At 69.2% G+C, this 24,866-nt stretch carries 22 protein-coding genes and 2 pseudogenes; 16 read left to right on the forward strand and 8 right to left on the reverse strand.

Going from position 1 to position 24,866, the window contains the following annotated elements; genetic code table 11:
- Positions 1-23: 23 nt before the first annotated feature.
- A complete protein-coding gene (locus JO379_RS00330; protein WP_209513211.1) occupies positions 24-563 on the reverse strand; it encodes a hypothetical protein in 540 nt (179 codons plus the stop codon).
- A gap of 173 nt (positions 564-736) precedes the next feature.
- On the opposite strand from JO379_RS00330, the gene JO379_RS00335 reads away from it, so the two are divergent.
- The gene (locus JO379_RS00335) at positions 737-1,354 is read left to right on the forward strand and encodes a hypothetical protein (protein WP_209513212.1); all 618 of its coding nucleotides are present in this window, start codon (positions 737-739) and stop codon (positions 1,352-1,354) included.
- Here the strand turns inward: JO379_RS00335 and JO379_RS00340 are convergent.
- Entirely contained in the window at positions 1,306-2,172 is an 867-nt protein-coding gene (locus JO379_RS00340) for an AraC family transcriptional regulator (protein ID WP_209513213.1), read from the reverse strand. The genes JO379_RS00335 and JO379_RS00340 overlap by 49 nt on opposite strands.
- A gap of 386 nt (positions 2,173-2,558) precedes the next feature.
- Between JO379_RS00340 and JO379_RS32980 the strand changes: the two genes are divergently transcribed.
- The 3 genes from JO379_RS32980 (at position 2,559) to JO379_RS00355 (ending at position 5,253) form a co-directional block, all read left to right on the forward strand.
- The gene (locus tag JO379_RS32980; protein WP_245381317.1) at positions 2,559-2,825 is read left to right on the forward strand and encodes a hypothetical protein; all 267 of its coding nucleotides are present in this window, start codon (positions 2,559-2,561) and stop codon (positions 2,823-2,825) included.
- Positions 2,826-2,995: 170 nt separating this feature from the next.
- Entirely contained in the window at positions 2,996-4,282 is a 1,287-nt protein-coding gene (locus JO379_RS00350) for an exo-beta-N-acetylmuramidase NamZ family protein (protein WP_209513215.1), read from the forward strand.
- Positions 4,283-4,395: 113 nt separating this feature from the next.
- Entirely contained in the window at positions 4,396-5,253 is an 858-nt protein-coding gene (locus tag JO379_RS00355) for a GNAT family N-acetyltransferase (protein ID WP_209513216.1), read from the forward strand.
- A 24-nt stretch (positions 5,254-5,277) separates the two neighbouring features.
- Here the strand turns inward: JO379_RS00355 and JO379_RS00360 are convergent, their stop codons facing one another.
- From JO379_RS00360 to JO379_RS34020, 4 genes and pseudogenes are all read right to left on the reverse strand, one after another.
- Positions 5,278-6,369, reverse strand: coding sequence for a thioredoxin domain-containing protein (locus tag JO379_RS00360; RefSeq protein WP_209513217.1), 1,092 nt, complete (start codon positions 6,367-6,369; stop codon positions 5,278-5,280).
- A gap of 290 nt (positions 6,370-6,659) precedes the next feature.
- Positions 6,660-6,917, reverse strand: coding sequence for a hypothetical protein (locus tag JO379_RS00365; RefSeq protein WP_209513218.1), 258 nt, complete (start codon positions 6,915-6,917; stop codon positions 6,660-6,662).
- A gap of 136 nt (positions 6,918-7,053) precedes the next feature.
- On the reverse strand, positions 7,054-8,286 hold the full coding sequence (locus JO379_RS00370; RefSeq protein WP_209513219.1) for an MFS transporter: 1,233 nt from the start codon (positions 8,284-8,286) through the stop codon (positions 7,054-7,056).
- A gap of 121 nt (positions 8,287-8,407) precedes the next feature.
- A pseudogene (locus tag JO379_RS34020) lies at positions 8,408-8,536 on the reverse strand (malonic semialdehyde reductase); the annotation flags it as partial.
- A 138-nt stretch (positions 8,537-8,674) separates the two neighbouring features.
- On the opposite strand from JO379_RS34020, the gene JO379_RS00380 reads away from it, so the two are divergent.
- Both JO379_RS00380 and JO379_RS34295 read left to right on the forward strand, forming a co-directional pair.
- On the forward strand, positions 8,675-9,184 hold the full coding sequence (locus JO379_RS00380) for a MarR family winged helix-turn-helix transcriptional regulator (protein WP_209513221.1): 510 nt from the start codon (positions 8,675-8,677) through the stop codon (positions 9,182-9,184).
- Positions 9,185-9,279: 95 nt separating this feature from the next.
- Positions 9,280-9,450, forward strand: a pseudogene (locus JO379_RS34295) (hypothetical protein); the annotation flags it as partial.
- 55 nt (positions 9,451-9,505) lie between these two features.
- Here the strand turns inward: JO379_RS34295 and JO379_RS00385 are convergent.
- Positions 9,506-10,759 carry an MFS transporter gene (locus JO379_RS00385; protein ID WP_209513222.1) on the reverse strand — a complete coding sequence of 418 codons (1,254 nt, stop codon included), beginning with the start codon at positions 10,757-10,759 and terminating at the stop codon, positions 9,506-9,508.
- A gap of 124 nt (positions 10,760-10,883) precedes the next feature.
- Positions 10,884-11,729 carry a class I SAM-dependent methyltransferase gene (locus JO379_RS00390; protein WP_209513223.1) on the reverse strand — a complete coding sequence of 282 codons (846 nt, stop codon included), beginning with the start codon at positions 11,727-11,729 and terminating at the stop codon, positions 10,884-10,886.
- 545 nt (positions 11,730-12,274) lie between these two features.
- On the opposite strand from JO379_RS00390, the gene JO379_RS00395 reads away from it, so the two are divergent.
- The 10 genes from JO379_RS00395 (at position 12,275) to JO379_RS00440 (ending at position 24,865) form a co-directional block, all read left to right on the forward strand.
- Positions 12,275-14,161: a RiPP maturation radical SAM C-methyltransferase gene (locus tag JO379_RS00395; RefSeq protein WP_209518377.1), complete on the forward strand. Its 1,887-nt coding sequence runs from the start codon at positions 12,275-12,277 to the stop codon at positions 14,159-14,161.
- A gap of 79 nt (positions 14,162-14,240) precedes the next feature.
- Complete coding sequence (gene botA, locus JO379_RS00400; RefSeq protein WP_209513224.1) at positions 14,241-14,378, forward strand: bottromycin family RiPP peptide; 138 nt, start codon at positions 14,241-14,243, stop codon at positions 14,376-14,378.
- Between the two features lie 67 nt (positions 14,379-14,445).
- Complete coding sequence (locus tag JO379_RS00405) at positions 14,446-15,594, forward strand: YcaO-like family protein (protein WP_209513225.1); 1,149 nt, start codon at positions 14,446-14,448, stop codon at positions 15,592-15,594.
- Positions 15,530-16,867 carry a YcaO-like family protein gene (locus JO379_RS00410; RefSeq protein WP_209513226.1) on the forward strand — a complete coding sequence of 446 codons (1,338 nt, stop codon included), beginning with the start codon at positions 15,530-15,532 and terminating at the stop codon, positions 16,865-16,867. The genes JO379_RS00405 and JO379_RS00410 overlap by 65 nt, the downstream gene beginning before the upstream one ends.
- Positions 16,864-18,771 (forward strand): RiPP maturation radical SAM C-methyltransferase, encoded by a 1,908-nt coding sequence (locus tag JO379_RS00415; protein WP_209513227.1) that lies wholly within the window; start codon positions 16,864-16,866, stop codon positions 18,769-18,771. The genes JO379_RS00410 and JO379_RS00415 overlap by 4 nt, the downstream gene beginning before the upstream one ends.
- Positions 18,758-19,588 (forward strand): alpha/beta fold hydrolase, encoded by an 831-nt coding sequence (locus tag JO379_RS00420; RefSeq protein WP_209513228.1) that lies wholly within the window; start codon positions 18,758-18,760, stop codon positions 19,586-19,588. Before JO379_RS00415 ends, JO379_RS00420 begins: the two co-directional genes overlap by 14 nt.
- Positions 19,585-21,012, forward strand: coding sequence for an amidohydrolase family protein (locus JO379_RS00425; protein WP_209513229.1), 1,428 nt, complete (start codon positions 19,585-19,587; stop codon positions 21,010-21,012). Before JO379_RS00420 ends, JO379_RS00425 begins: the two co-directional genes overlap by 4 nt.
- A 40-nt stretch (positions 21,013-21,052) precedes the next feature.
- A complete protein-coding gene (locus JO379_RS33820) occupies positions 21,053-22,192 on the forward strand; it encodes a cytochrome P450 (protein ID WP_209513230.1) in 1,140 nt (379 codons plus the stop codon).
- A gap of 7 nt (positions 22,193-22,199) precedes the next feature.
- Positions 22,200-24,143: a RiPP maturation radical SAM C-methyltransferase gene (locus JO379_RS00435; protein ID WP_245381319.1), complete on the forward strand. Its 1,944-nt coding sequence runs from the start codon at positions 22,200-22,202 to the stop codon at positions 24,141-24,143.
- A gap of 185 nt (positions 24,144-24,328) precedes the next feature.
- Positions 24,329-24,865, forward strand: a complete 537-nt coding sequence (locus JO379_RS00440) for a DUF2087 domain-containing protein (protein WP_209518382.1) — start codon at positions 24,329-24,331, stop codon at positions 24,863-24,865.
- Position 24,866 lies beyond the last annotated feature (1 nt).

The following is a 24,866-nucleotide window of genomic DNA, read 5'->3' on the forward strand; positions in this document are numbered from 1 at the left end:
GCGGTCATCGCGGTGCCGCGGTGCTAGCTGGTCGGCCGTGGAGTCCGGCACCGGCCTATGATCGCGTCGGCTATCAGACGGGCACTTTCCGGAGCGGTCCCGCACTCATGGAGGGTGGCTTCCACCACCTGCCTGAGCCGTTCGATGTCTTCCTGCCGCAATTCGACGGCGACGGCTCCGGAGGGTGTCCTCTGATCAGCATCATCGGGTACCGGGGTGCCGGGGGAACGATGCCCGACCCGGAAGATCCGTCGCAGGGCCGCGGTGGTGCCTTCTCCCGGGGTGCGCTCGAGGATGGTTTCGGCCAGGCACTCGACGGCCTTGGCTGTGGCGGCCAGCACGATGGGCGTCAAGATGAGTTCGACCATCCCGGATCCGAAGCCGAGCGGCGCCTGCCGTGACCCTCTCCCGGAGATCGCCCGTTGTGGATCGGCGAAGTATGCCTGGCTGGCCGCCGAGAACATCGGCATTTCTTCCCGGGCTATCCCCTCGATCACATCCTTGGCAATTTCTGTGATCAATGCTCGATCGGGTGCGTCTTCGCGTGCTCGCTTGCGTGCCACCGTTTCTCCCCCGTCCGTGCCCGCCCATGGCGTTACGTCAGTATCAAGGCCAGCGCCGCTGACCGAAACAGATCGCCTCACATCTCTGGGCGCACGGCGGCATTGTGGGGGCGCATTGCGCGCATACGGGGGCGCAGGAGGGGTAGTGAATTGAGGTGGTCGACAATGACCGCATGGATGTCCCTGAGTTGCTCGAATCGGTTTCCCTGTTGGTGCCGGAAGAGATCGCCACCGAGAACGACATCACGGTGGGAGACATCTGGGACTACCTCGTCCACGACGAGTGGGAGATCGCCCTCGGCCTGCTGGAGGAACTCGGGGACGGTCATCCACTCCCCCTCCCGTTCTGGGAGAAACTCGCCGACGCAGCTGACCAGCTCCGGCTCGAGCGAAGCGCGGCCTGGTGCCATTGGCGGTGCTCCGAGATCCGCAACGGCGTGATCCGGGCGGACCTGACGCTCCGTCCTGCCGCCGAGGCACGACGCACCACGCCGATCCCCAGCCCCGGAGTTCTCCGGCCCATGTGGGACATCGGGCACCTGTCACCCACCGGTGAACCGGCGGTCGACATCGCCGGGCTCTGGGTGGAGGACATGCCGTATCTGGAGCCCGGCGGGCGGGCCACGGTTCGCCTCGTGCCCCTCACACCCTCCCAGTGGAAGCACGTCCGGCCCGGTGAGCGGATCACCATGCACGAGGATCGAACGGTCGCGGGCACCGCGGTCATCCTGGAGGTTCATCTTCAGACCGCGGTCCGTTCCACGGGGATCCACAGTTCCGCGTCAGCCTGAGTCCCGTCCTGCGACAACTGGGTGCGCAGGATCTCGGGCCCCGGCCGGCTCCGGTAGGGGTTGGACGGGAACCACTGGGTGAACACGTCCCGCCACAGATACTGGAGCGCCTGCGGAAACGGTCCGGAGCTCTCGAAGACGGCCCACGTCCCGGCCTGGACGGTGAGCTCGTCCAGGTCCTCGGGCACGGCGGCGCCGGTCACCACCCCGTGGTAGTAATCGAGTTCGGTTCCCTCGGCTCGGCTGTCGTCCAGTTGGTCACTCACGGAGACGATTCCCTTCGGCTCCTGATCGGACAGGCTCCGTATGCGGCGCAGCGTGTCCTGGCCGATGTCCCGGATGAAGGCGGCGATGGCCGGGTTCACCCCCTCGTGCACGAGGGGGACGCGTGCCTTCCTGCCCACCACTCGAAATTCATCCTTCTCCACAATCCGGTACCGCATGCTGCTGCTCCCTTCGACGGTGAGTCGGAAGGACAACCGCGGCTGGCACTGCAGTCGCGCACCGGACCGCCTGGCCTCGCCGGGACCGACGCCGTGCAGGGCGCGGAACGCCCGTGCGAACGCCTCCCCCGAGGTGTAGCCGTACCGCACCGCGATCTCCAGCAGCGTCCGGTCCCCGGCCAGCACCTCGGCTCCCGCGACGGTGAGCCGCCTGCGCCGGATGTACTCCGACAGGGGAACCCCTGCCAACGCGGAGAACAACCGCCGGAAGTGGTACTCCGACGTCATCGCGATCCGCGCCAGGTCAGCCGCCTCGATCCGCTGATCGAGGCGGCCCTCGATGTGCTCCATGGCCTGGTTCAGTGACTCCAGCACCGCGGCCTCCTTCCCTTTCGATCACTCACGTTAGGAGGAACCCACCCTGCCGGACCCGACATCCTGTGCCCGGTCCTGTCGGGTCCGGCAGCGGCCGGCAGCCCGCACCTGGCCCGCCCGGATCAGTCATCATCGGCACCTTCCAACCATGGAAAACACGATCACCTCCCTGTAGTCTCGCCACCGTTGATCTTGACCAACACCACCAGGGGGAACACCATATGAGCCGTCGGATCGCTCTGACTGTCGCCGCGTGCGTAGCAGCCGGCACCTCGCTCATCGCCGCGCCCGCCCACGCATCCGTGCGTGAGGCGTCGACTCAGGCGTCAGCGCCGGCGTCGGCACCGGCCGCGGCGTCGGGGAGCGACAGGGTCAAGTGCACGAGCATGAGCAACGGACAGCTCTGCATTTCGCTCAACACCAGCCCCTCCCGCATCGAGGTCTTCTACACCAAGAAGGCCGGCTCGACCATCCAGGCGCGCCTCGGGTTCCGCACCAACAGCGCGGACTGGGGCCCGTGGAAGACCATCAGCACCGGCGAGCGGGCCAACACGACCTGGAACATGAGCTACCCCTGCAACAAGAAGTACGTGGGGCTGCTCCAGGCCAACGGTCAGACCTTCGAGACTCCGCCGGCCGGCCCCACCTGCTGATGACCGGTAGGTCCTGACAAGCAGTCAGGGGTGCGCCGACGAGGGCGGGTGTGACAGCCGATTCCGGCTCTCACACCCGCCCTCGGACGTCATACCGACGCGCTCTCACACGGCCCAACCCCGCGCGCCCCGGTCATGCCCCTGCACCGCTACCGCTACTGTCCGTGGCCATGACGACCTCTCGGCGCTCGCTCCTCGGAGCTGCGGCAACGGCCGGCACGGCCATGCTGCTGACGCCCGGTAACGGGTCCGCTGCCGGCACCGACGGTGGCCGCAGGCGGAAGGGCCCCGTACTGCCCTCCGTACGGCCCGGGTTCGAGAATCTGGCCGCCGACGGCTACCGGATGCTGGAGGGACAGCGGGTCGGGGTGCTGACGAACATGTCAGGCGTCACCCGTGACTGCCGTTCGATCGTGGACGTCATGCATGCGGACGACCGGGTGAAGGTGACGGCCATCTTCACCGGGGAGCACGGCTACCGGGGCACCCCGCAGGCCGGCAAGTCGGAGGGTGACACCGTCGACCGGTCCTCCGGGCTCCCCGTCTTCGACACCTACCTCAGGAGCGGCAAGGCCCTCGCGGAGGTGATCGACCGCTCCGCGGTGGACACCATCGTCCATGACTTCCAGGACTGCGGGGCCCGCTTCTACACCTGCAACTGGACCCTCTACGACGCGATGGTCGCCGCCGCCATGGCCCGTCGGCGGTTCGTCGTCCTGGACCGGCCCAACCCCGTCGGCGGACGCCAGGCCCTCGGCCCGGTCCTGGACAAGAAGTACGCCAGCTTCGTGGGCCGCGAGCCGATCGCCCAGGCCCACGGGATGACGCCCGGCGAGCTCGCTCTCCTCTTCAACGACCGGTTCCTCCCCGCCGCGGCCGGCCGCCGGGTCGATCTGGAGGTCGTTCCCGTCGCAGGCTGGCGTCGCGGCGACTTCTACGACGCGACCGGCCTGCCGTGGGTTCCGCCGAGCCCCAACATGGCCACCCCCGCGACGGCCCTGGTCTACTCCGGGACCTGCCTCTTCGAGGGCACCAACATGTCGGAGGGCCGCGGCACCGTCCACCCCTTCGAGATGCTGGGCGCCCCCGGCGTCGACGGCGCCTGGGCCGACGCCGTGAACGGCCTCGGCCTGCCGGGCGCCCACTTCCGCGAGGCGTATTACACGCCGACGTTCTCCAGGTACGCGGGCAAGGTCGTCGGCGGTCTCCAGATCCACGTCCACGACCGCGCCGCATACGACCCCGTCCGCACCGCCGTGGCGCTGCTGCTCACCGCGAGGAAGACCTGGAAGGGCTTCGCCTGGCGCACCGATCACTTCATCGACAAGCTCGCCGGATCCGACCGCCTGCGCACCATGACCGACGCCGGGGCCGGCCTCGACGACATCACCGCGTCCTGGCACGACGAACTCGCCGCCTTCGACGCCGACCGCCGCGCCCACCTCCTCTACGGATGACGCCGTCGGCGCCCGGGAAGCCGGCCGAGGAGACCCGTTTGCCGATGCGGCGGCGAGCGCGTTTGATGGAAGGAGAGCCTCGGTCGGGTTGCAGGCCGGAAGGAGATGCCATCGTGGATCTCGTACTGCGCCCCGGAAGGGCGGATGACGCTACGGAGTGCGGCAGGATCTGCTTCGAGGCGTTTTCCGGGATCGCCCGTGAGCATGGATTCGCTTCCGACTTTCCCGGTGCGGACGTGGCCGCGGGAGTGTGCGGAACGCTGATCGGCCACCCCGGTTTCTACAGCGTCGTCGCCGAACTCGACGGCCGGATCGTGGGCAGCAATTTCCTCGACGAGCGGTCGCCCGTCGTCGGTGTCGGGCCGATCACCGTGGACCCGGCCACCCAGAATGGCGGCATCGGGCGCCGTCTCATGCACGACGTCATGCGACGGGCGGCCGAGCGGCAGGCACCCGGAATCCGGCTGCTGCAGAGCGGCTATCACGCACGGTCGTTCGCGCTCTATGCCGGCCTCGGTTTCGAGTTCCGCGAAACCCTGGCGTGTCTGCAGGGGCAGCCGATCGGAGGAAGCGTGCCCGGCTACGGAGTGCGGGCGGCGACCGATGCGGACCTGGCAGCCTGCGACGAAGTGTGCCGGAAGGTCCACGGGGCCGATCGCAGCGATGAGGTCAGCGACGCGATCGCCATGGGCACGGCCCGTGTGACCGAGCACGACGGGCGCATCACCGGCTACGCCACGGACCTGTCGTTCTTCGCCCACGCGGTCGGTGAGAGCACCGACGACATCAGAGCGCTCATCGCCGCGGCTCCCGCCTTCGGCGGCCCCGGCATCCTCGTCCCCGCGCGGAACAGCGCCCTGCTCCAGTGGTGTCTGCGGCGCGGCCTGAAAGTCCAGCAGCTCATGAGCCTGATGACCATCGGGCTCTACAACGAGCCCGCCGGAGCGTATCTGCCCTCCATCCTCTACTGAGAACCCTCTCCTGCGAACCGCTGCTCATACGGCGTCCGGAGAGCGGGAGAGGAAAGCGAGTGCTTCTTCCTGTGTGCCCAGATGGAGGGGCAAGTCGGCGACCCACGCGCAGACGGTCCCGACGAAATCGGGTGACACGGGCCGCACAGCCCAATTGACGATCCGGGTCAGCAGCCTCGCCCGGGTGGCCGGCCCCGGCGTCACCACCGTCGGTCGTGGAACGAGCACTCCCACCACCGGTGTGCGCTGGACGAGCCCAGCCGTCCGCGACGGGTGGCTGAGCAGGGGCGCACCGTCCGGGCCGGGCTCCAGACAGGCGAAAGGATCGGGGGCAAGTCGCCAACCGGCTCTCGCCAGGGAGGAGTTGTGTTCCACCAGATACGACATCCAGTTTCTGGGAAAGAGCAGAGCCCGCTCTCCCTCGGTCCGCGTGAGCGCCCCGCACATCAGCCGCACCTGCCGGGGCCCGGGAGGCCCGAACCCGGCGACGATACGTCTCAGGGCGTCCAGTGTCTCGTTCTCGCTGCGGGAGCGGGCTGCCAGCTCACCACCGCGGAACACCAACCACAGGTTTCCGGGACGTTCCACGAGCAGGGTGATCGGTACGTATCCCCGTACGGTGTTGCTTGCGGGGGTGTCCTCCGCCGCGAGCGTGGCCATCCGCACTGCCCCCTCGCCCCGCGCGGCGATCCCGACCGCCCTCGCACCGGCCCGCGCGATGACCAATGCGTCCACGGGCGCACCGTTCACTCCGACCGAGCAGGAAGTCGGTACTTCGCAGATCACCCGGCCCGGTTCCGAGCCGCTGAGCTCGACCAGGGCAGCGGTCACCGCTTCGAATCCGCGCACCGCCCGGTGGGGACCGCCGGGTGACAGCCGGACCGCGGCAGGGGTGCCCAGCCGCCCCAGCTCCGCGTACGTCGCGGCCAGCTCGTCGGCGCGGTCCGATTCCAGTGCGGCACCCCACGTCAGGGGACTGCCCTCGCCCAGGAGGAGCACCGACGCACCTCGGTGGATCAGAGTGTGCCGGTTGGCGTCCAGATCAGACCGTAGTTGTCGGCAGTAGCCGCAGTCGGGAGAGGACGCCACCACCAGTACCGGGTGGGATGCGCTCATGCGGCCGGGTCCCGCCCCCTCCCGGCCCGCGGGGTTCTCCGCGAGAGCCGGATCGTCTCGAAGGCCCTGGCCCCTGACGAGGCCTGCCGACCGCCATGTCTCCAGACACCGCGCGTAGTCGGCCGTGTGCTCAGGCGGCACAGGGAGACCACGTGCCCAGTCCAGCGCGGCAGGAGATACCCAGGCGGCTGCGGGAACGTCGCAGCGCAGCAGTATGGCGCCGCCGTCGACTTCCACCAACCGGGCGTCAGGGCTCAGCTGAACGGTCACCGCTCTTCCTCCCGCGCCGGTCACCCGTGGCAGTGGGCCCTGAGCTCCCCCGCGGCGGTGAAGCAGAATCCCGAGCAACAGACGTCGATGCCGGGTAGGCATTCGGCCCCCTCCGGCAGGCAGAACGCCACGGGAGCGGGTGCCGTACAGGCGGACGGAGCGATGTACAGGTCCGTGAATGCGTCCTCGATCTCGGCGGCGGCGTCGGCGCTCAGCTCTGCGAACGCGTCGACTTGACTCTGGTGAGCCCGGTCGCGGCGGGCTGGAATCGTGTCCATACCACCATTGGGCCCGCCCTTTCGCCCGACGTCACCGGCGCGCACAGCGCAGTGCCACCGCGTGTGGAGGCACTGCATCCGAAAAGTCATGTCATCCGATCGACCACCTGGGCCCGACAGTCGCCGGGCGGCGGTCTCATGTCAGGACCAGCAGGGCCGCGAGCGCGGGGCCCAGGGCTCCGCCCAGTTGATAGCAGAGCACGAACAGCCCGATGGCCGTGGGGCGTTGGTGGTCCGGGGCGTCCTTGGTGGCCCGGATGGACAGGACGGCGTTGCTGCCGGTGGAGACGAGAACGGCTGCTGTGGCAGCGAGCAGGAGCAGCGGCCCCCAGGTGGCGAAAGCCGCGGTGAGGGGGGCGAGTGCGCCGAGGGTGATCAGGGCGGTGAGGACAGTGCGGGGTGCCAGACGTCCGGAGGAGGCGGAGAGCAGCCAGGACAGGGCCGAGCCGAGGAGCAGGGCGATGAGCTGCCCGGTGCCGATGGCGTCCGTGGTCCACGGTGTGCGTTGTGCGATCAGCCTCGGCAGGCTGAAGAGGAGGGCGAAGTACGAGGTCGAGAACGCACAGGCAAGGAGCGCGGATCCGATGAAGGCGGGTGAGCGCAGGAGGGCGGCGGGGACGAACCCGTCGGGGCGGCGCCTCGCGTGGACCGTCAGGGGGACAGCGATGGCCAGGGCGGCGAGTGCGGCGGCGAGCGGCGCGGTGGGGATGAGGATGAGTGCCGAGGCCAGGGCCACCACGAGACCGGCTCCCCTGGCGTCGAAGGAGGTGGCGGCGGGTGGTGTCCGATGCGTGTGACGCCAGACCGCGGGTATCGCGAGGAGTGAGACCGCGGACAGCGCGAGGGCCAGGCGCCAGGAGACGGCGCTCGCGAGGACCGAGCCGAGCAGCGGCCCCGAGGCGCCCAGGATCCCGAATCCGGCGGTGATGACGCCCATGCGCCGGGTGGACCCGGTGAGGTTCATGGCCACGGCCACGAGGCCCGCGCCTCCGATGGCCTGGACGGCGCGCCCGGTGAGGGCAAGGGGCAGCCAGGGCGCGGTGGTGACGAGCGTGGTGCCGACGGCGACGGCTGTCCCGCTCAGAAGGAGGGCCGGTCGCAGCCCCCGTTGCCTGATCAGTCCCGCGCACAGCGGGGTGCCGATGGTCATCGCCCAGGCGAAGACCGTGACCAGCCAGGTCGCGGTGGCGGTGGGGACCGAGAGGGAGCGGGCCATGGCGGGCAGGATCAGTACGGGCGCGTTGGCCCCCATGGCCATGGGGGCCGCGAGGAGGGCCAGCCACAGGGCCGGCACTTGCCCGGACGGCGCCTTGCCGGTGAGCGGGGACGCGGAGGCGGTGGCGGGCTCGGCCACCAACTGGTCGGACATGAGAACTCCTGGGCGGGGCAGGCGAAGGCGGGCGTCAGACGGTGGTGACGGCCTGGCCGTAGGCCAGGCGCGGGGCGCGCGGGTACCAGGCGTTCTCGCCGGGCCTGCCGATGTTGATCACCATCAGGTCGTAGTCCGCCTGGATCTGCTCGTCCGTCACCGGCTCGGTGGAGAAGGCATTCGCGGTGCGGGCCTCGCGGAAGAGCAGGCTCTGGGCGTCGGCATCGAGGACGAGGGGGCACGTGGACACGGTGGTCTCCGTTTGCTCAAGGTTGATTGTTTCAACGTTGAGATAAAAACATCATGATCGTTCAACGTCAAGTGTTTCAACGTTGAGATACCATCGGCGGTGACATACGGGGGGCACCGGACCGGCTGAGGGAGAGCGATGAGCGGCGACGCAGTGGACGAGATCATCGAGCAGTGGGTCGCGGAGCGCCCCGACCTGGCCGACGACCTGTGGCCGGTGGAGGTGTTCGGCCGGCTGCAGCGGCTCGGCACGGCACTGGAGAAGAGGCTCCGGACCTTCGCCGCCGAACGCGACCTGGAGCTCGGCGAGTTCGACGTCCTGTCCACACTCCAGCGCTCGGGCCCGCCGTACGAGCTGACCGCCGGCGCCTTCCGCAAGGCCTCCATGGTGACCTCGGGCGCCATCACCAACCGCCTCGACCGCATGGAGGCCAAGGGCCTGGTCGAACGGGTGCGGGACACCGCGGACCGGCGCTCCGTGAAGATCAGGCTCACCGACCGGGGACACGAGATCACCCGCGCCTATATGACCGACCACCTCGTGCACGAGGCCGGCATGCTGGAACCCTTCGACCGCGCGGAGTGCGAAGAACTCGCGGAGATGCTGCGCCGGCTCCTCGTCTCCTTCGGGGACACCACCATCACGTGACCGCTCCCCCGCTCACCGCCGCAGGTCCGTTCGCCGCGTTGTCAGTGGCCGCGTCGAGGTTCCTCGTATGAGTTCCTCACTGAGCCTTCGGCTACGCGTACAAGCGGCTGTGCTCCCTGACCGGGTCCTTCCTCGACAACTCCTGCTTCTGCCCGTACCAGGGCGAGTGGCTGTCGATCTTTGATCAAGGGCTGACGGCCTTGGGAAGCACCACGGTCTCCGTGGAGAGCCGACCCGGCTTCGGCATCATCGGGTTCTCCTTCTGATACCCGCCGCCGACGCCGGGCCGTGACGGATACCTCGTCAGGCGGACGCGAAGGCTCACTGCTCCGTCACGGCCGGGGTGACCGCGCCGGCATCAGCCGTCGTCACCCCTCGGTCCTTCGGCTCGGCATCCAAGTGTCTCAGCGCCGGAAGCACGGCCACCGCGAGGGCCACCGCGGCCCACCCGACGGCAAGGAGTGCCCCGGTCTGCCGCAGCCCGATCCACTCGACCAACAGGCCGGCGCCCAAGGTGCCCAGCGGAACCGCCGTCATCGACACCGCGTTCTGCAATCCCAGCACCCGGCCGCGCACCTCTTCCGGAATCCTTTCGGTGACCAGGACGAGGAACAGGGCGGGCAGCGGGCCGGCCCCGATCCCGGCGAGGACGGCGGCCCCCAGCATCACGGGGACCGGTGGGAGCAGGGCGAGGCCGGCGATGCCGACCGTGGACATGACCTGCGCCGCGAGGAAGACCGAACGCCGCGGCCAGCGGGACCCGATGGCCGCGTAGAGCCCCGCGCCGCCGATCCCGCCCACCGCCAGCAAGGACACCACCAAGCCGAAGCCGCCGGGCGAGCCCTTGTCCACGAGGTACACCGGTAGTACGAGGTTCTGCAAGGGCGCCAGAACGACCACGCTCGCCGCCGACACCAGCGTGATGCAAGCCAGCACACGGTCACCGATGAGCACACTGAATCCTCGCGCGACGTCCGCCCGGAGCCCGCCTGCCGCAGACGGGGCGACAGGCCGCGCTCCGATCGACCGCGGCAGTGTGAGCGTGGTGAGCGCCGCGAGAGCCGAGCAGGCCGCGGTGAGCCACAGCACCGTCGTCGGGTCGACGAGCATGATGAGCCCGCCGGCCATTGCGGGACCCAGCATCACGACGCCACCGCCGATACTCTCCCGCAGCCCGGCCAGGCGTTCCATGCCGATTCCCGCGGCGGACGCGACATCGGGCGCGAGCGCTTCCCTGGCAGTCATACCCGGCACGTCGAAGAGGGCGCCGGCGATCCCGAGCACGACGAACCAGGCGACCGTGAGACCGGAGACGCTGTCGATGACCGGCAGCGCCGCGACACATGCCGCGGATGCCAGATCCGCACCGATGGACAGCCGGCGTCGGCCGACCCGGTCTATGAGCACTCCTCCGCCCACCGCGGACACCAGCATCGGCAGCGCACTGGCGGCGGCGACCAGGCCGACCGCCGCGGCGTCGCCCGTGCGCAACAGCACCAGCCAGGGGAGGGCGATGGTTGCCACGGTGTTTCCCAGTAAGGACAAGCCATGGGAGAGGAGGTATCGGGTCAGCACAGGGGCAGTGTGGCAGAGCCGTTGCGTGACGCAGCCGCGTAGCTGGCGCGATCTCTTTGGCGTGAAAAGGAGTTGTTCCCGGCAAGAGGTGGTACGCGCAGTGTTCCAGGACCTCGGTTCCGTCTCAAATGCGTTCATCCTCACCGAAGGCATACCGGGAGATGTGGCCTACCCGCCGGAGCAGCGGCAGCCGTGAGAGGACCTCGGTGTCGAATGCGAGCCGGAGCCGCAGCACGAGCGGCAGGTGCCGGAGATCGGCGTCGGCCGCGGTGGCATAGGCGCTGGCGGCCTTGACCAGCCGAAGCCCCGGAACGTCACGCTCCAGTTCACGGGGGTCGTCCACACCCCACGCCAGCCGGGCGCCGGTCTGCCGGAACAGCGCCATCGAGCGGGTGGACCGCACGGCGAACCGGGCGTAGGTGTCGAACACCATCTCCCCTCGGGCCAGGTGCTTCACCAGGCTCCGCAACATGCGCGGTCCTTCGTCAGCGGCGAGGTACATGGTCAGGCCCTCGGCGACCACCAGTACCGGTCGGCCGGTGGGTACGCGTGCCAGCCATTTGGGGTCGGTGACGGATGCGGCGACGGTCTCGCTGTGGGGCCGGGGCGGGTAGAGCTGCTCGCGCAGCTCGATGACGTCCGGCTGGTCCACGTCGAACCAGCGCACGTCCGGTCCCGGTGCGATGCGCTGGAGTCGGCTGTCCAGACCGCATCCCAGGTGCAGCACGGTGGCTTCCGGGTGTGCGGCGAGGAACTCCCGTACACGCTGGTCGAAGTACCGAGCCCGGAGGGCGACACCGATGGCACTGGACTGCCGCATCCCCAGCCGGCTGAAGTCGTAGTCGAGCTTCGCCAGGAGCTCCTCCGCGACCGGGTCGGCGAGCAGCGGACGGGGAGAACGGGCGTCCAGGGCCCGCGCGTAGAGGGGAGCGAGCAGCGTCTCCGCCGCACCGGTCAGGGAAACCTTCATATCCGGCTCCGTCGGCCGGCAGTGGCCGGACTCGTTCGGCGTGACGGCAGGAAGGGATCAAGGCCGGATGGTGGCTGCTGTCCGGCCCGGCCAGGCCTGTGCCGCCGGGGGCCGGTCACACCAAGGACCAGGTCAGGCACGATGATCGCCTTTCTTCACGGGGGACAGGAAGTGGCGGAAATGCCTTCGAGAACTCGGGGCCCCTTTTTCCGGGAGTGCCCTCATCAAGCCGTGGAACACTAGAAGATCTCTTTTGACTCCGCAAGGTCTTCGACGGCCGTTCACGCCCGTCGGCAACCCGGCCGAGAAGGCCGTCAGTGTGCAGGTGACCTGTGCGATCGCCGTGCTCTCGGGGCGCCCGATGACTGCCCTGCCGGGCGATCTCCGCTCGGCACGCCCCTGACAGGATGACGCTGCTTTCTCGCCAACATTTGCATGGCCTTGACAGAAATTGCACGTAGAACCACTCTGGATGAGGTCTTCGCAACTCCGGTCCGGAGAGAGGTGGTTCCGTGCCCGATGTGGGAAGCACCGCTCTGGTGTCAATGCCGTGGAACAGCGTGCTGCGTCCGTCGATTCAGGTGGGCACGTTGCGGTCGGTGGCCGAGGCCGAGGGATGGCACGTCGACGCGCATTACGCCTATCTCGATTTCTATGGCCTTGCCCAGCGGATGCTGGGATTGACGCAGGACGAGTGGGCGGATGCTTACGAGCTGGTGTCCGAGAAGCTCTACCATCTGGCGGTCGGCGACTGGATCTTCGCCTGCCGGAGCGGAGATTCCGCGCGGCGTGACGCGTATTTCGCCGAGTTGCGTGCCAGGCGCGTCGACGAAGCGGCCATCTCCCTGATCGACGCATTGCGTGAGGTGGCCGACCGGCACGTTCAGGAAACGTCCGCTGCCCTGCTGGCTTCCGGACCCGACGTCATCGGATTCACTTCGATGTTCAGTCAGAACGGGCCGACGTTGGCGGTGGCCGAACGGTTGCGGTCCGGTGGATACACAGGCGTCATCGTGCTGGGAGGCAGCAACTGCGAGGGTCCGATGGGCCGGGCACTGCTGGCCAACTACCCCGCCGTCGACGCCGTGGTGGACGGCCCCGGCGAGGACGCCTTCGTCGCACTGCTGCGCCAGGTCCAGGCAGGTGAGCCGGTTCGCTCCCAGGGCCGGCTGATCACCCGGACCGCGCCCCCGCAAGGACAGGAGGCCGGGCGCGCGCCGGAGGAGTCCCTCCAGGTGCCGATGCCCAATTACGACGGGTTCTTCGAACAGTTACGGGCCGCCGGGCTGCACAAACTGGAGCCCGACATCACCCTCCCCGTCGAATTCTCCCGGGGCTGCTGGTGGGGAGCGAAGACCCACTGCACCTTCTGCGGCCTCAACGGCGCCACCATGAAATACCGCAGCAAACACCCCGACGCGGTCGCCGACGAACTCCGGTACATGATGGACCGCTACGGCGTCCTCGACTTCTTCGCCGTCGACAACATCCTCGACCTCAAATACCTCGACACAGCCCTCCCCCTGGTCGAGAAACTCAACACCGACCACTCCCTGTTCTTCGAAGTCAAAGCGAACATGGAATGGGCGGACATCAGGGGCATGCGCCGCGCCGGAGTCCGTTCCGTCCAGCCGGGAATCGAGAGCCTGAGCACCGAAGGGCTCCGCCTGCTGAAGAAGGGCGCAACCGCTTTCCAGAACGTACGCTTCCTCCTCGGCTGCGCCGAATACGGCGTCCGGGCGGACTGGAACATTCTCACCGGCTACCCGAACGAGACACCCGAATCGATTACCGCGCAACTCGACCTCGTCGCTTCGCTGACACACTTGACGCCGCCACATATCACCCTGATCCGGTTCGACCGTTTCAGTCCGTACGTGGAAAATCCCGAGTCGTACGGCCTCGCGCTGTCACGCCCGCTCCCGGGCTACCAATATGTCTACGCCGGTCTGTCACCGGAAGATCTGTGGGACATCGCCTACCACTTCGAGGGCGACTTCACCGACGACAGCCGCAACACCGACATCCGGCGACGCCTGGCAGCCCGCGTACGACTGTGGCGGACCCACCACGACCGGGCGAGCTTCACCTACCGCCTCGGCTTCGACTCCGTCGCCCTCCACGACCACCGCCCCGGACTCCCCCCACGCGAAGTCGTCCTCCGCGGCGACGACGCCCGGCTCTTCCGCGCCGTCATCGGCGGAACCCGGCACCGCGATCTTCAGGGGCAAGAGTGGACAGGGGAACGCTGGGACCAAGCCCTCACCACACTGCACAACTGGCAGCGCAACCGGTGGGTCTACACCGAAGGCACAAAGATCATCGCCCTCGCGGTACGCGAGAAACCCTCCGCCTACCGCACCCCACCCGCCAAGGGCACCCCCCGGCTGGCCCGCACCCCCATACCACTCACGCTCACCGTCCGACAGTAGGGAGGTCGCTCTCACCGCGGCGGGGCACCGCGCAGGACGTCACCAGACCGACCGGCAAACAGACGAAAGGATCACAGCAATGGGACCCGTAGTCGTATTCGACTGCATGACGGCGGACTTCCTCAACGACGATCCCAACAACGCGGAACTGAGCGCCCTCGAGATGGAGGAGCTCGAGTCGTGGGGTGCCTGGTCCGACACCGACCCGACCACCTGAGGTCCGGGTTCTGACCAGACACCGGGCATGAAGTCGGTGAGACGGGTTCGCCGGGAAGAAGGGGACCATGCTCAAGGCATCGGCGGTGGACTGCGCCCTGCGCGAGGTCGCCTACGCATCGTTTCGATCGGATCGAACGGTGACGGTGCGGTGCACGGTGCATCCGGTATCGGGCACCACATCGGCCGAGGGCTACGGCACCGCGGCGACCGAGGCCGTCGCACGGAAGAAGGCGCTGTCCGAAGCCGTGGAACGGCTCCTGGCGTGCACCCCCTTCGCCCTGGTCGCCCGTCCACCGACGACGACGGCGGGCCGGGATGAGGATCCCGCCCGTCGGCCCGACGGGGTACGCACCGCGCCCGAAGGCTGCTCGGCGCGCCACTACCGGTCGCTGACGGGAGAACGACCGCGGCGGGTACCCCTTTTCTGGTCGTCGCCCTGGCTCGCCGGCCGTGAACTGCGGTCGGCGAAGCTCACCGCGCAGGCAGCCCGGCTGTCCAGCACGGTCGGCTGGGCTGTCGGGCCGTCCCCCTCCGCGGCCCTGCAAGGCGCCCTGTTCGAGCTGACCGAGCTGCTGAACTACGGCGCCTTCCTCTACCGGAATCTGACGCATTCACCGCATCACGCGTCCGGCGACCGGGAGGACAGCGGACCCCCGGTGCTGAGGCTGCTTCTCGAAGGCGCCACCCGGACACCGACCGTCCTCGCCGTGTCGAGGGGCGGCGGTCGGCTGATGCCGGCCACTGGACTGGGCTGCGGCACCACACGCGCCGAGGCCACCGACCGCGCGCTGCTTGAACTCGCCCAGGCCGAGACGCTCTGGCGGTCGAACCCGACCGCCGTGTCAGCCGAGCGGTTCTTCCTGCGCCGCTTCGAAAGATGGCCTCCGCTGAAACGCTGCGTCACCTTGGACTTCGATCTGAGCACCTATGACGCGCCGCCCGACGACCGGCCGTGCCCCTCTCCCCTCGAAGAGCTGGCAGCCAACGGCATCGCGGCATGGGCCGATTCCGGCGCCGTAGACATCTCGGGCCCGGACATCGCGAGGACCCGCCTCTACTTCGCACATGTGGTGTCGGATCCGCAGCCGCTCCTGGGCCTTGTCCGTGCAGGCATACCCGTGTTCGACACGGGGGAAGTGAGGAAGATCCTTGACCCGTCCCGCCGAGAACGACCTGCTGACTGTTGCCCTTCTGGACGGAACGCTCAAGGATGACGTCCCACCCGAGCGTGAGACCCCCATCGGAGAGGCCCTGGGCGCCGTCGGCGACTGGCTCGCCTCGGAGCGGCTCACGGCCGACATCCGCAAGTACGGAATCGACTCCGCACCCACGTACGAGGTGCGGTTGGAGGACGCCGACGGGGTGCTGTGCTCGCGCAGCTCCGGCAAAGGACTGGGGCACCGCAGCATGGCCAGCGCGCTCTTCGAGAGCGCCGAGCACTACCACCTCGACTGGCGGCGCGACCCCCGCGCCTCGGAGTCGGTCTTCCTCCGCGGGGGCGAGATCGCCCGGCAGCCCACGGCGCGGCGGTCCGCGCTGCTCCAGCGCCTCGGCGCCATCGCGGCCGACTCGCCCTTCCTCACCCGTGAGTACCGGCCGGTGGCCGCCGCGCTGGAAGAGACGCCGGCAGGAGCGGCCCCGCACCGTCAGCCGGTGTTCCTCCGCGACGGCGGATACCGGAACTGGCCGCACCCCTCCGATGGCGGAGCGTTCACGTCACTCTGGCACTACACCTCCAGCGCCGGCTACGCGGCCGGGGCCACGCTCCACGAGGCGCTCGTCCACGCGGTCAACGAACTGATCGAACGGGACGCCTGGTCGCTGCAGCTCGCCCGGTCGTACTTCGGTCTGGCCGACGGCGGCCCGGGCTTGCGGGTCATCGACCACGACACCCTGACCTCCGAGCTGAAGGAACTGGTCGGCACGGTCGAGGCGGTGACCGGAGTCCGGGCTCTCATCGTCTCCATCGACTGCGACACCGGTGTGCCCGCCTACGTGGTCTGCGATGCCGAGAGCCGGGAGGACGTCCGGCTGATCGGCAGCGGCGCGTCGCCCGTACAGACCTACGCGGTACAACGGGCGCTCCTGGAGTATCTCCAGGTCCGCACCATGTTCGAGCACGGACCTGTCGACGCGGACCGGGAGGCGCGGCAGATCACCACCGCACTGGCCCGCTATCCCCGTCACCTGGCCGCCGCCCGCTTCGACGTCCACCGGCTGCCGCACGAGAAACAGCCGTTCCGTCCGGACGACGGGCTGCCCGCCACCGCGACGCCCGAGGAACTGCTGCGGCATCTCGTCGACCGGCTGCGGAAAGTGGGTGTCGATCTCCACTACCGCGTCCTGACCCGGCCCGGCGCCGTCACCGTCGTCGATGTCGTCGCCCCTGGTCTGGAGATGCTGGACAAGGCACGCGCGGGCTACCCGGTGCTGCCGACCGGACGGCTGGGCGAGCGGCTGCCGTCCCGGAGGAGTGAAGCGAAGTGAAGCTCGTCCTGGTCGCGCCGCCGTGGAACAACCTCTACCGGCCGTCGATCCAGGTCGCCACCCTCGCGGCACTGGCCTCGGAAGGGCATGGCGATCCGATCACACCGGTGTACGCGTACCTGGACTGGTTCGAATTCGCCGTCGGGTCGCTGGGGTGCTCCCCGGAGGAGTTCGTCACCGTGTACGACACGATCGGTGAGGAGCTGTACGGGCTCGGCGTCGGTGACTGGATCTTCGGTGGCGCCCTCGCGGCCTCCGGTGCCCAGGGCGAGGAGGCCGCCCGTGCCGAGTACGCGGCGTTCCTGCGCGAGCACGGGGTGGCCGAGGAGCTGGTGACCCGTGTGCTCGGCCTCCGGGAGGTGGCTCCCCGGTTCGCCGCGGAGCTCGCCGGCCGGCTGGTCGCCACGGGGGCCGACTGTTTCGGATTCACCACGTCGTTCAGCCAGTTGGTGCCCGCCCTGGCCGTCGGAAAAGCCATCAAGGACCGTGCGCCCGACCGGCTGGTGCTGCTCGGCGGGGCGAACTGCGACCGCCCCATGGGTCAGGCCGTGATGCACGCCTATCCGTTCGTCGACGCCGTGGTGCAAGGTGAGGGCGAAGGGGCGGTGGCAGCTGTGTCCGCCGCCGGAAGCGTGGCTGACCTGACGGCCGCCCCGGGGTTGGTCCTGCGGCACGAGGGGGCCCTGCGGGTCTCCCTGCCGACGGTCCAGCCGGCCACGTCGGCCCCCGTGCCCCGGTATGACGGGTACTTCGAGCGGTTGCGCGCCCTGCCGTGGAGCGAGCTGATCACCCCGCAGGTGGCGCTGCCGTTCCAGATGTCCCGGGGTTGCTGGTGGGGCGAGAAGATGCAGTGCACGTTCTGCGGCGAGAACGGCAGCGGCATGGTCTACCGCAGCAAGCCGGGCCGGCAGCTCACCGAAACCCTCCGGACGCTGACGGAAAGGCACGGCGTGTTCGACACGTACGCCGTCGACACGATTCTCGCCAGGAACGACAACGGCCTGTCGGCGCTCGCCGACGCGGAGGTCGACATCACCACGTTCTTCGAAGTGAAGGCGAACCTGGGCCCCAAAGAGCTGGGCGAAATGCGGGCGGCTGGCGTCACCATGGTGCAGCCGGGGATCGAGAGCCTCAGCAGCGGTGCGTTGAAGCTGCTGCGCAAGGGCGCGACGAGCCTGCACAATCTGCGCTTCCTCGTGATCTGCCAGGAGCTGGGCATCGACGCCCAGTGGAATCTGCTCTCGGCGATGCCCGAGGAGTCGCCCGGCATGCTGGAGGAGCAGCTCCGGCTGATTCCCTTCATCACCCACCTGGCGCCGCCGTCGACGGTCAGCAAGGTGCGGGTCGACCGCTACAGCCCGTACTTCGAGAAGCCCGACGACTTCGGCATCGCGCTGCGCGGGCCCGAGAAGAAGTACCAGTACATCCACTCCGGCCGAGATGTCGACCGGAGTGCGCTCGCCTACTCCTTCGAGCACGAGCAGACGGTCCGGCAGGCGGACGACGCGGAGATGCTCGCCCTGCGCCGTCGGCTGGGCGCGCGCGTCGGACTGTGGAAGAAGCTGCACGGGCAGTCCCGCTTCTCCTTCCGGTTCGGGCCGGAAGTCACCGTCCTGCACGATTACCGCCCGCATGTGGGCACCGGTCGGTATGTGCTGAGGGCAGGAGACGACCAGCTGTTCCGCTCCCTCGTCCACGGCGGACGCCTCATGCAGGCGGTCGGTCAGGTCAGCGAGATGACGGGAACGACGGAGGAGCAGGTGCACGAGACGCTGCGCACGTGGGCCAAGCGCGGTTGGATCCATCTGGAAGGCAAGCGCGGACTGGTGCTGGCCCTGCGCGACGGCATGCGGGACGAGTTGGGGCGGGCCCTCGAGCTAAGGGGAGAGAGTGCGCAGCGGTAACGGCCACAGCGGATGGGATGCCTTTGCCGTCTCCTCCGCGGACGGCACGGTGATCCGCGGGATCAGCAGGCCCGGATCCGGCGAGACGCTCGTCCTGGTGCACGGCGTGGCCATGGACAGCCGCGTCTGGGGTGACTCGGGATTCCTCGACGGGCTCCCGGACGCTCCTGTCGTCGCCGTCGACCTGCGGGGCCGTGGGGCGAGCAGCCATGTCGGCACTGCCGCGGGGCACGCTCTCGACCGCTACGTCGAGGACGTCCGCGCGGTCCTCGACCGCTTCGGCCGCGAACGGTACATCGTCTTCGGCCTCTACTTCGGGGGACGGATCGCCTTGCAGGTCGCGGGGGCCGACACCCGGGTGGTACGGGCGATTTCGTTCTGCGCGCACGGCGAGGAGGTGGAGATCCCCGCGGACGCCGTCGAGGAAGAGGCACGGGCGGTCGAAGGCCCGGGGGGCCACACGTATCTGCGGGACCACTTCACCGCGAAGGGCGCGCCCGCGTGGATGGTCGAGGCATGCGGCCGGGTCGACGGGGGCCAGCTCGGGGCGGCGACCCGGGGCTTGCTCCACGGCTCCCACCGGCGGACCGAGCGCGGCCACCCGGATCAGGACCTGGTGCTGATCACGGCGGCGGGCGATGCCGACATGGCGACTTTCCACGCCGGGGAGAAGCGGCTCGGCGCCCGGCTGTGGCTCGTCGACAGCCCGACACGGGTGCAGGCGGCCGCCCGTCTCGCGGAGGTCGGGCACCGCGTGGCGGGGCTGCTGGAGGCGGCGCCCGACAGTGCCCGTGCGGCCGGGACGGGGGCAGGATGACCGGGCCCGAGGACGCCATGTGGCGTCACCGTAGGGGTCTGCTGCCGGACGGCGACCGGCTGGTCACCGCCTTGCAGGAGCTGGCGGACCGTAGCCGCACCCATGTCTTCCGCGCGGTCGCGTGGATCGACGCGGTCACCGGCGAGGCGGCGGCACCGCGGGATCTGGAGGTCGTCGACGGGAGAATCGTCGGCTGGGGTCCGACGCCGCCCGTCGGCGGCCGGGACGCGCCGTGCGACTGGTACGTCGTTCCGGGCTTCGTCGACGCCCACGCGCACGTCTCGTCGGTGTCCGACCTCGTCGGCCTCCTGGTCCACGGAGTGACCGCCTACCGGCAGATGTGGGGGGAGCCCGCGCATCTCTACTCGGCGGGCGTGCACCGGGCCCGGCACGCCGTCCTGCCCCGGCCGTGGGTCACGGCCGGCGTCGTTGACGGCCCGGCTTCCCGTATCCCTCACGCGGCCACCGTCGTGGACGGTGAGCGGGCGGTCCGGCAGGTCGTGGAGGACGTGCTGGCGTTCGGCTTCGACGGCATCAAGGTGTACGACGACCTCGAGCGACCGGTGTTCGACTTCCTGGCGCGGGAGGCGGAACGGGCGGGCATTCCCGTCGTGGGGCACGTACCGGAGTCGGTGCCGATCGACGTGGCGTACCGGACCATGAGGTCGATCGAGCACCTCTACGGCATCGTGCCCAATGTGTTCCGGCTGCCGCCGTCCCATCGCTGGGATGCCCTGGCCGACGCGCTGGGGCGCGGTCGGCAGGGGCGCCGGGGCGTCGGGGCGGGTGCGGCGGGCTGCTTCGTGTGCCCGACGTTGGTCGCCTGGCGGGCGCGGAGCGGGGAGCGCCGTTTCACCCGCCCGTCGAGGACGGCGCTGCAGGCGGCGACGCCGAGCCGCAGGCGGTCGTGGCAGGCCACGGCCCGGGACGCGCTGCGGCTCGACCCCGCCGAGGCGCAGCGGCGCAGCGGCCTGATCGACCGGCTCGGCGGCATCACCCGGGAGCTGGCCGACGAGGGCGCCAGGCTGCTGGTGGGAACCGACTGCGGAAACCCGTTCGTCCTCGCGGGGCCCTCCTACCACAAGGAGGTCGCCGAGCTCTCCCGGTCCGGACTGGACTTCGCCACCCTTCTCGGCGCGATGACCACCAACGCGTACGAGGTCATGGGGTGGCGTGGGGAGCCGGGTGCCCGCGGCGCGAATCTCGTCTTCTACCGGCAGCCTCCCGACGGCAAGGCCGCCGCCCTGGCCCGGCCCGACGCTCTGCTGGTGGACGGTGTTTTTCTCGACGGTGACGACCTCGACCGGCTCTGGAGCCTGCGCCTCGCGGTGGCGGGGCTCGACGCCTCCGCCTGGGCGCGGGGTGATCTCGATCCGCCGGTGGCCGGCGACCGACTGACTAAGGAGACCGCTCGTGCAGGCTGACCGTTGTCCCGGAGCCCCGGGTCCGTCGGACAGGGGCCCCGTGGAGTTCGACTTCTTCAACGGCCCTTCGGAGTACCGGAGGGTGGCGGCGGAGCACGCTCACGGGGGTGCCTTCTACAGCAGCCGGGGGCCGGGGTTCTGGGTACTGACCACCTATGAGGGTATCTGCGAGGCGTTCAAGGACGAGGACGCGTTCACCGTCGGACGGGTCAGCGCGGCCGAGGGCGCCGAGGAGGAACGCTGGGTCCCGCTGACCGTCGAGGGCAGCGAGCACACCGAGTGGCGTCGCCGGCTGGCCGGATGGTTCACCCCGCAGCGGATACGCGAGCTGACTCCGCGGATCCGCCGCAACGCCCGGCGCCGGATCGAAGACTTCGTCGGTCGGGGCGATGTGTCGTTCAACGAGGACTTCGCCCGACCGTATGTGCTGGAGAATCTGATGACCGCCGTGGGCTGGCCCCTGGACGGGCTCGACCATCTGCTGGCCATCGACCGGGCCATGATCGACTCGCGGTCCGCGCCGGACCCCCGTGAGGCGGCCTATGCCGATCTCGGCCTCCCGGCGCTGGAGAAGTACGCCCGCCGGCACATCGAGCTCCGGCGGGCCGAGCCCGCCGACGATCTCACCACGGCCAGCTTCGACTGGGAGATCGGCGGCTCCCCCGTGACCGATGACGACCGGGCCTCGCTGCTGTGTGTGCTCTTCCTGGCCGGGGTCGACTCCACGGTGAACCACATGGCCAACGCCATCCAGCATCTCGCGTGTCACGAGGAGGCCAGGGCACGGTTCCTGGCCGAACGGGGTATCAGATCGGCGGCCGTGGAGGAGTTCCTGCGGGCCAATTCGTGCATGTATCCGGGGCGGATGGCCGCCGATGACGGCGTCGGCGGCATCGCCGAGCGGGGACAGCCGGTGCTGTTGCCCCTGGCCCTCGCGAATTACGACCCCGAGGTGTTCCCCCATCCGGAACGGATCGACTTCGACCGGGAGGCGAACCCGCACATCGCTTTCGGCACCGGTCCGCATCAATGCCTCGGCGCGGCTTTCGCGCGGGCGCAGATCCTCACGGCCCTGGAGGAGTGGCACGAGCTCATCCCCCACTACGGACTGCCGCCGGGGCAGGACACCGGGGAACCGCCGTTCCTCCGCAACGCCTACGACCTGAGGCTGGTCTGGTGAGGGCGCCATGAGCGGCCCCGGGCGAGTGACGCTCGTCGCGATGCCGTGGAACAACGTGCTGCGTCCGTCGATTCAGGTGGGCACGTTGCGGTCGGTGGCCGAGGCCGAGGGATGGCACGTCGACGCGCATTACGCCTATCTCGATTTCTACGGCCTTGCCCAGCGGATGCTGGGACTGAGCCGGAACGCATGGGCGGATGCCTATGAGATGGTGTCCGAGAAGCTCTACCATCTGGCGGTCGGGGACTGGATCTTCGCCTGCCGGCACGTGGACACCACGCGACGCGACGCGTATTTCGCCGAGTTGCGTGCCGGCGGAATCGATGAGGCAGCGATCTCCTTGATCGAAGCGTTGCGCGAGGTGGCCGACCGGCACGTGGAGGAGACGGCCGCGGCGCTCTTGGCCTCTGCCTCCGACATCATCGGATTCACCAGCACCTTCAGTCAGAACGGGCCGACGTTGGCGGTGGCCGAACGGTTGCGGTCCGGTGGATACACAGGCGTCATCGTGCTGGGAGGCAGCAACTGCGAGGGTCCGATGGGCCGGGCACTGCTGGCCAACTACCCCGCCGTCGACGCCGTGGTGGACGGCCCCGGCGAGGACGCCTTCGTCGCACTGCTGCGCCAGGTCCAGGCAGGTGAGCCGGTTCGCTCCCAGGGCCGGCTGATCACCCGGACCGCGCCCCCGCAAGGACAGGAGGCCGGGCGCGCGCCGGAGGAGTCCCTCCAGGTGCCGATGCCCAATTACGACGGGTTCTTCGAACAGTTACGGGCCGCCGGGCTGCACAAACTGGAGCCCGACATCACCCTCCCCGTCGAATTCTCCCGGGGCTGCTGGTGGGGAGCGAAGACCCACTGCACCTTCTGCGGCCTCAACGGCGCCACCATGAAATACCGCAGCAAACACCCCGACGCGGTCGCCGACGAACTCCGGTACATGATGGACCGCTACGGCGTCCTCGACTTCTTCGCCGTCGACAACATCCTCGACCTCAAATACCTCGACACAGCCCTCCCCCTGGTCGAGAAACTCAACACCGACCACTCCCTGTTCTTCGAAGTCAAAGCGAACATGGAATGGGCGGACATCAGGGGCATGCGCCGCGCCGGAGTCCGTTCCGTCCAGCCGGGAATCGAGAGCCTGAGCACCGAAGGGCTCCGCCTGCTGAAGAAGGGCGCAACCGCTTTCCAGAACGTACGCTTCCTCCTCGGCTGCGCCGAATACGGCGTCCTGCCCGTATGGAATATTCTTACCGGCTACCCGAACGAGACACCCGAGTCGATGCTGACCCAGATCGAGCTGCTGCCGTCGCTCAGCCATCTGGAACCACCGGACAATGACATTCTGACCGTGCACTTCGACCGCTTCAGTCCGTATGTGGAGCATCCCGAGTCGTACGGTCTTGTGCTGTCTCGCCCGCTGCCGGGCTATCAGTACGTGTACGCCGGTCTGTCACCGGAAGATCTGTGGGACATCGCCTACCACTTCGAGGGCGACTTCACCGACGACAGCCGCAACACCGACATCCGGCGACGCCTGGCAGCCCGCGTACGACTGTGGCGGACCCACCACGACAAGGCGAGCTTCACCTACCGCCTCGGCTTCGACTCCGTCGCCCTCCACGACCACCGCCCCGGACTCCCCCCACGCGAAGTCGTCCTCCGCGGCGACGACGCCCGGCTCTTCCGCGCCGTCATCGGCGGAACCCGGCACCGCGATCTTCAGGGGCAAGAGTGGACAGGGGAACGCTGGGACCAAGCCCTCACCACACTGCACAACTGGCAGCGCAACCGGTGGGTCTACACCGAAGGCACAAAGATCATCGCCCTCGCGGTACGCGAGAAACCCTCCGCCTACCGCACCCCACCCACCAAGGGCACACCCCGGCTGGCCCGCACCCCCATACCACTGACGCTCGGCGCTCCACCCCTGTCCCGGCGGACAGGCTGAAATGTGCCGCTTCGCTGGATAACGCTTTCACCGAAGCCTGGGATCGCGGTACTTGTAGTGGACCTGTGGATCTGTGGCAGCGGATGCGTGGCACGTGAGCCCGTTTCACGTGGATCGTGGCATTGGACCTGGGCCACGCAGCCGACGGCCTCGGCGCCCCGAACGACAACCGGAAGATGGACATCATGAACACGGCTCCCGCTGAGGACCATCCGCCCTCCTGTCGAGACCTGGTCGGCATCCTCGCGCAAAGCGACCGGCGCGCCGCTTATGCGGCCCTCGCGCTCGGGGCGACCTCCGTCGCGGAAGTCGCCGACCTGGCGAAACTCCGTCCGCCGGCCGCCGCCGCGGCGCTGCGGAAGCTGACGGACGGGCGGATCGCCGCCTACGACAGTGAGAAGCACACCTACAGACTGCTGGACGACACCTTCCGGCTGGCGGTCCAAGCGGAGGTCAAAATCTCCGGCCGGGGCGACGGCGACGGCGCGGGGTCCTACTTCCGGCGCGGCCGGCTGACCTCCATCCCCGGCAACGCGGAGGTACGCCATCGTGTGCTGACCGTGGTGACCGACTCGTTCGAGCCCGGTGTGGCCTACAGCGAGGCGAAAGTCAACGCGATCTGCGGCGAATGGCTCGACGACTGGGTGAGTTTGCGCCGCGCCCTCGTGGATGAGGGGCTGCTGACCAGGAACAGGTCCGGCACGGCGTACGAACGCGTCTGAC

It is taken from the genome of Streptomyces syringium (genome assembly GCF_017876625.1).
GTDB classification, from domain to species: domain Bacteria; phylum Actinomycetota; class Actinomycetes; order Streptomycetales; family Streptomycetaceae; genus Streptomyces; species Streptomyces syringius.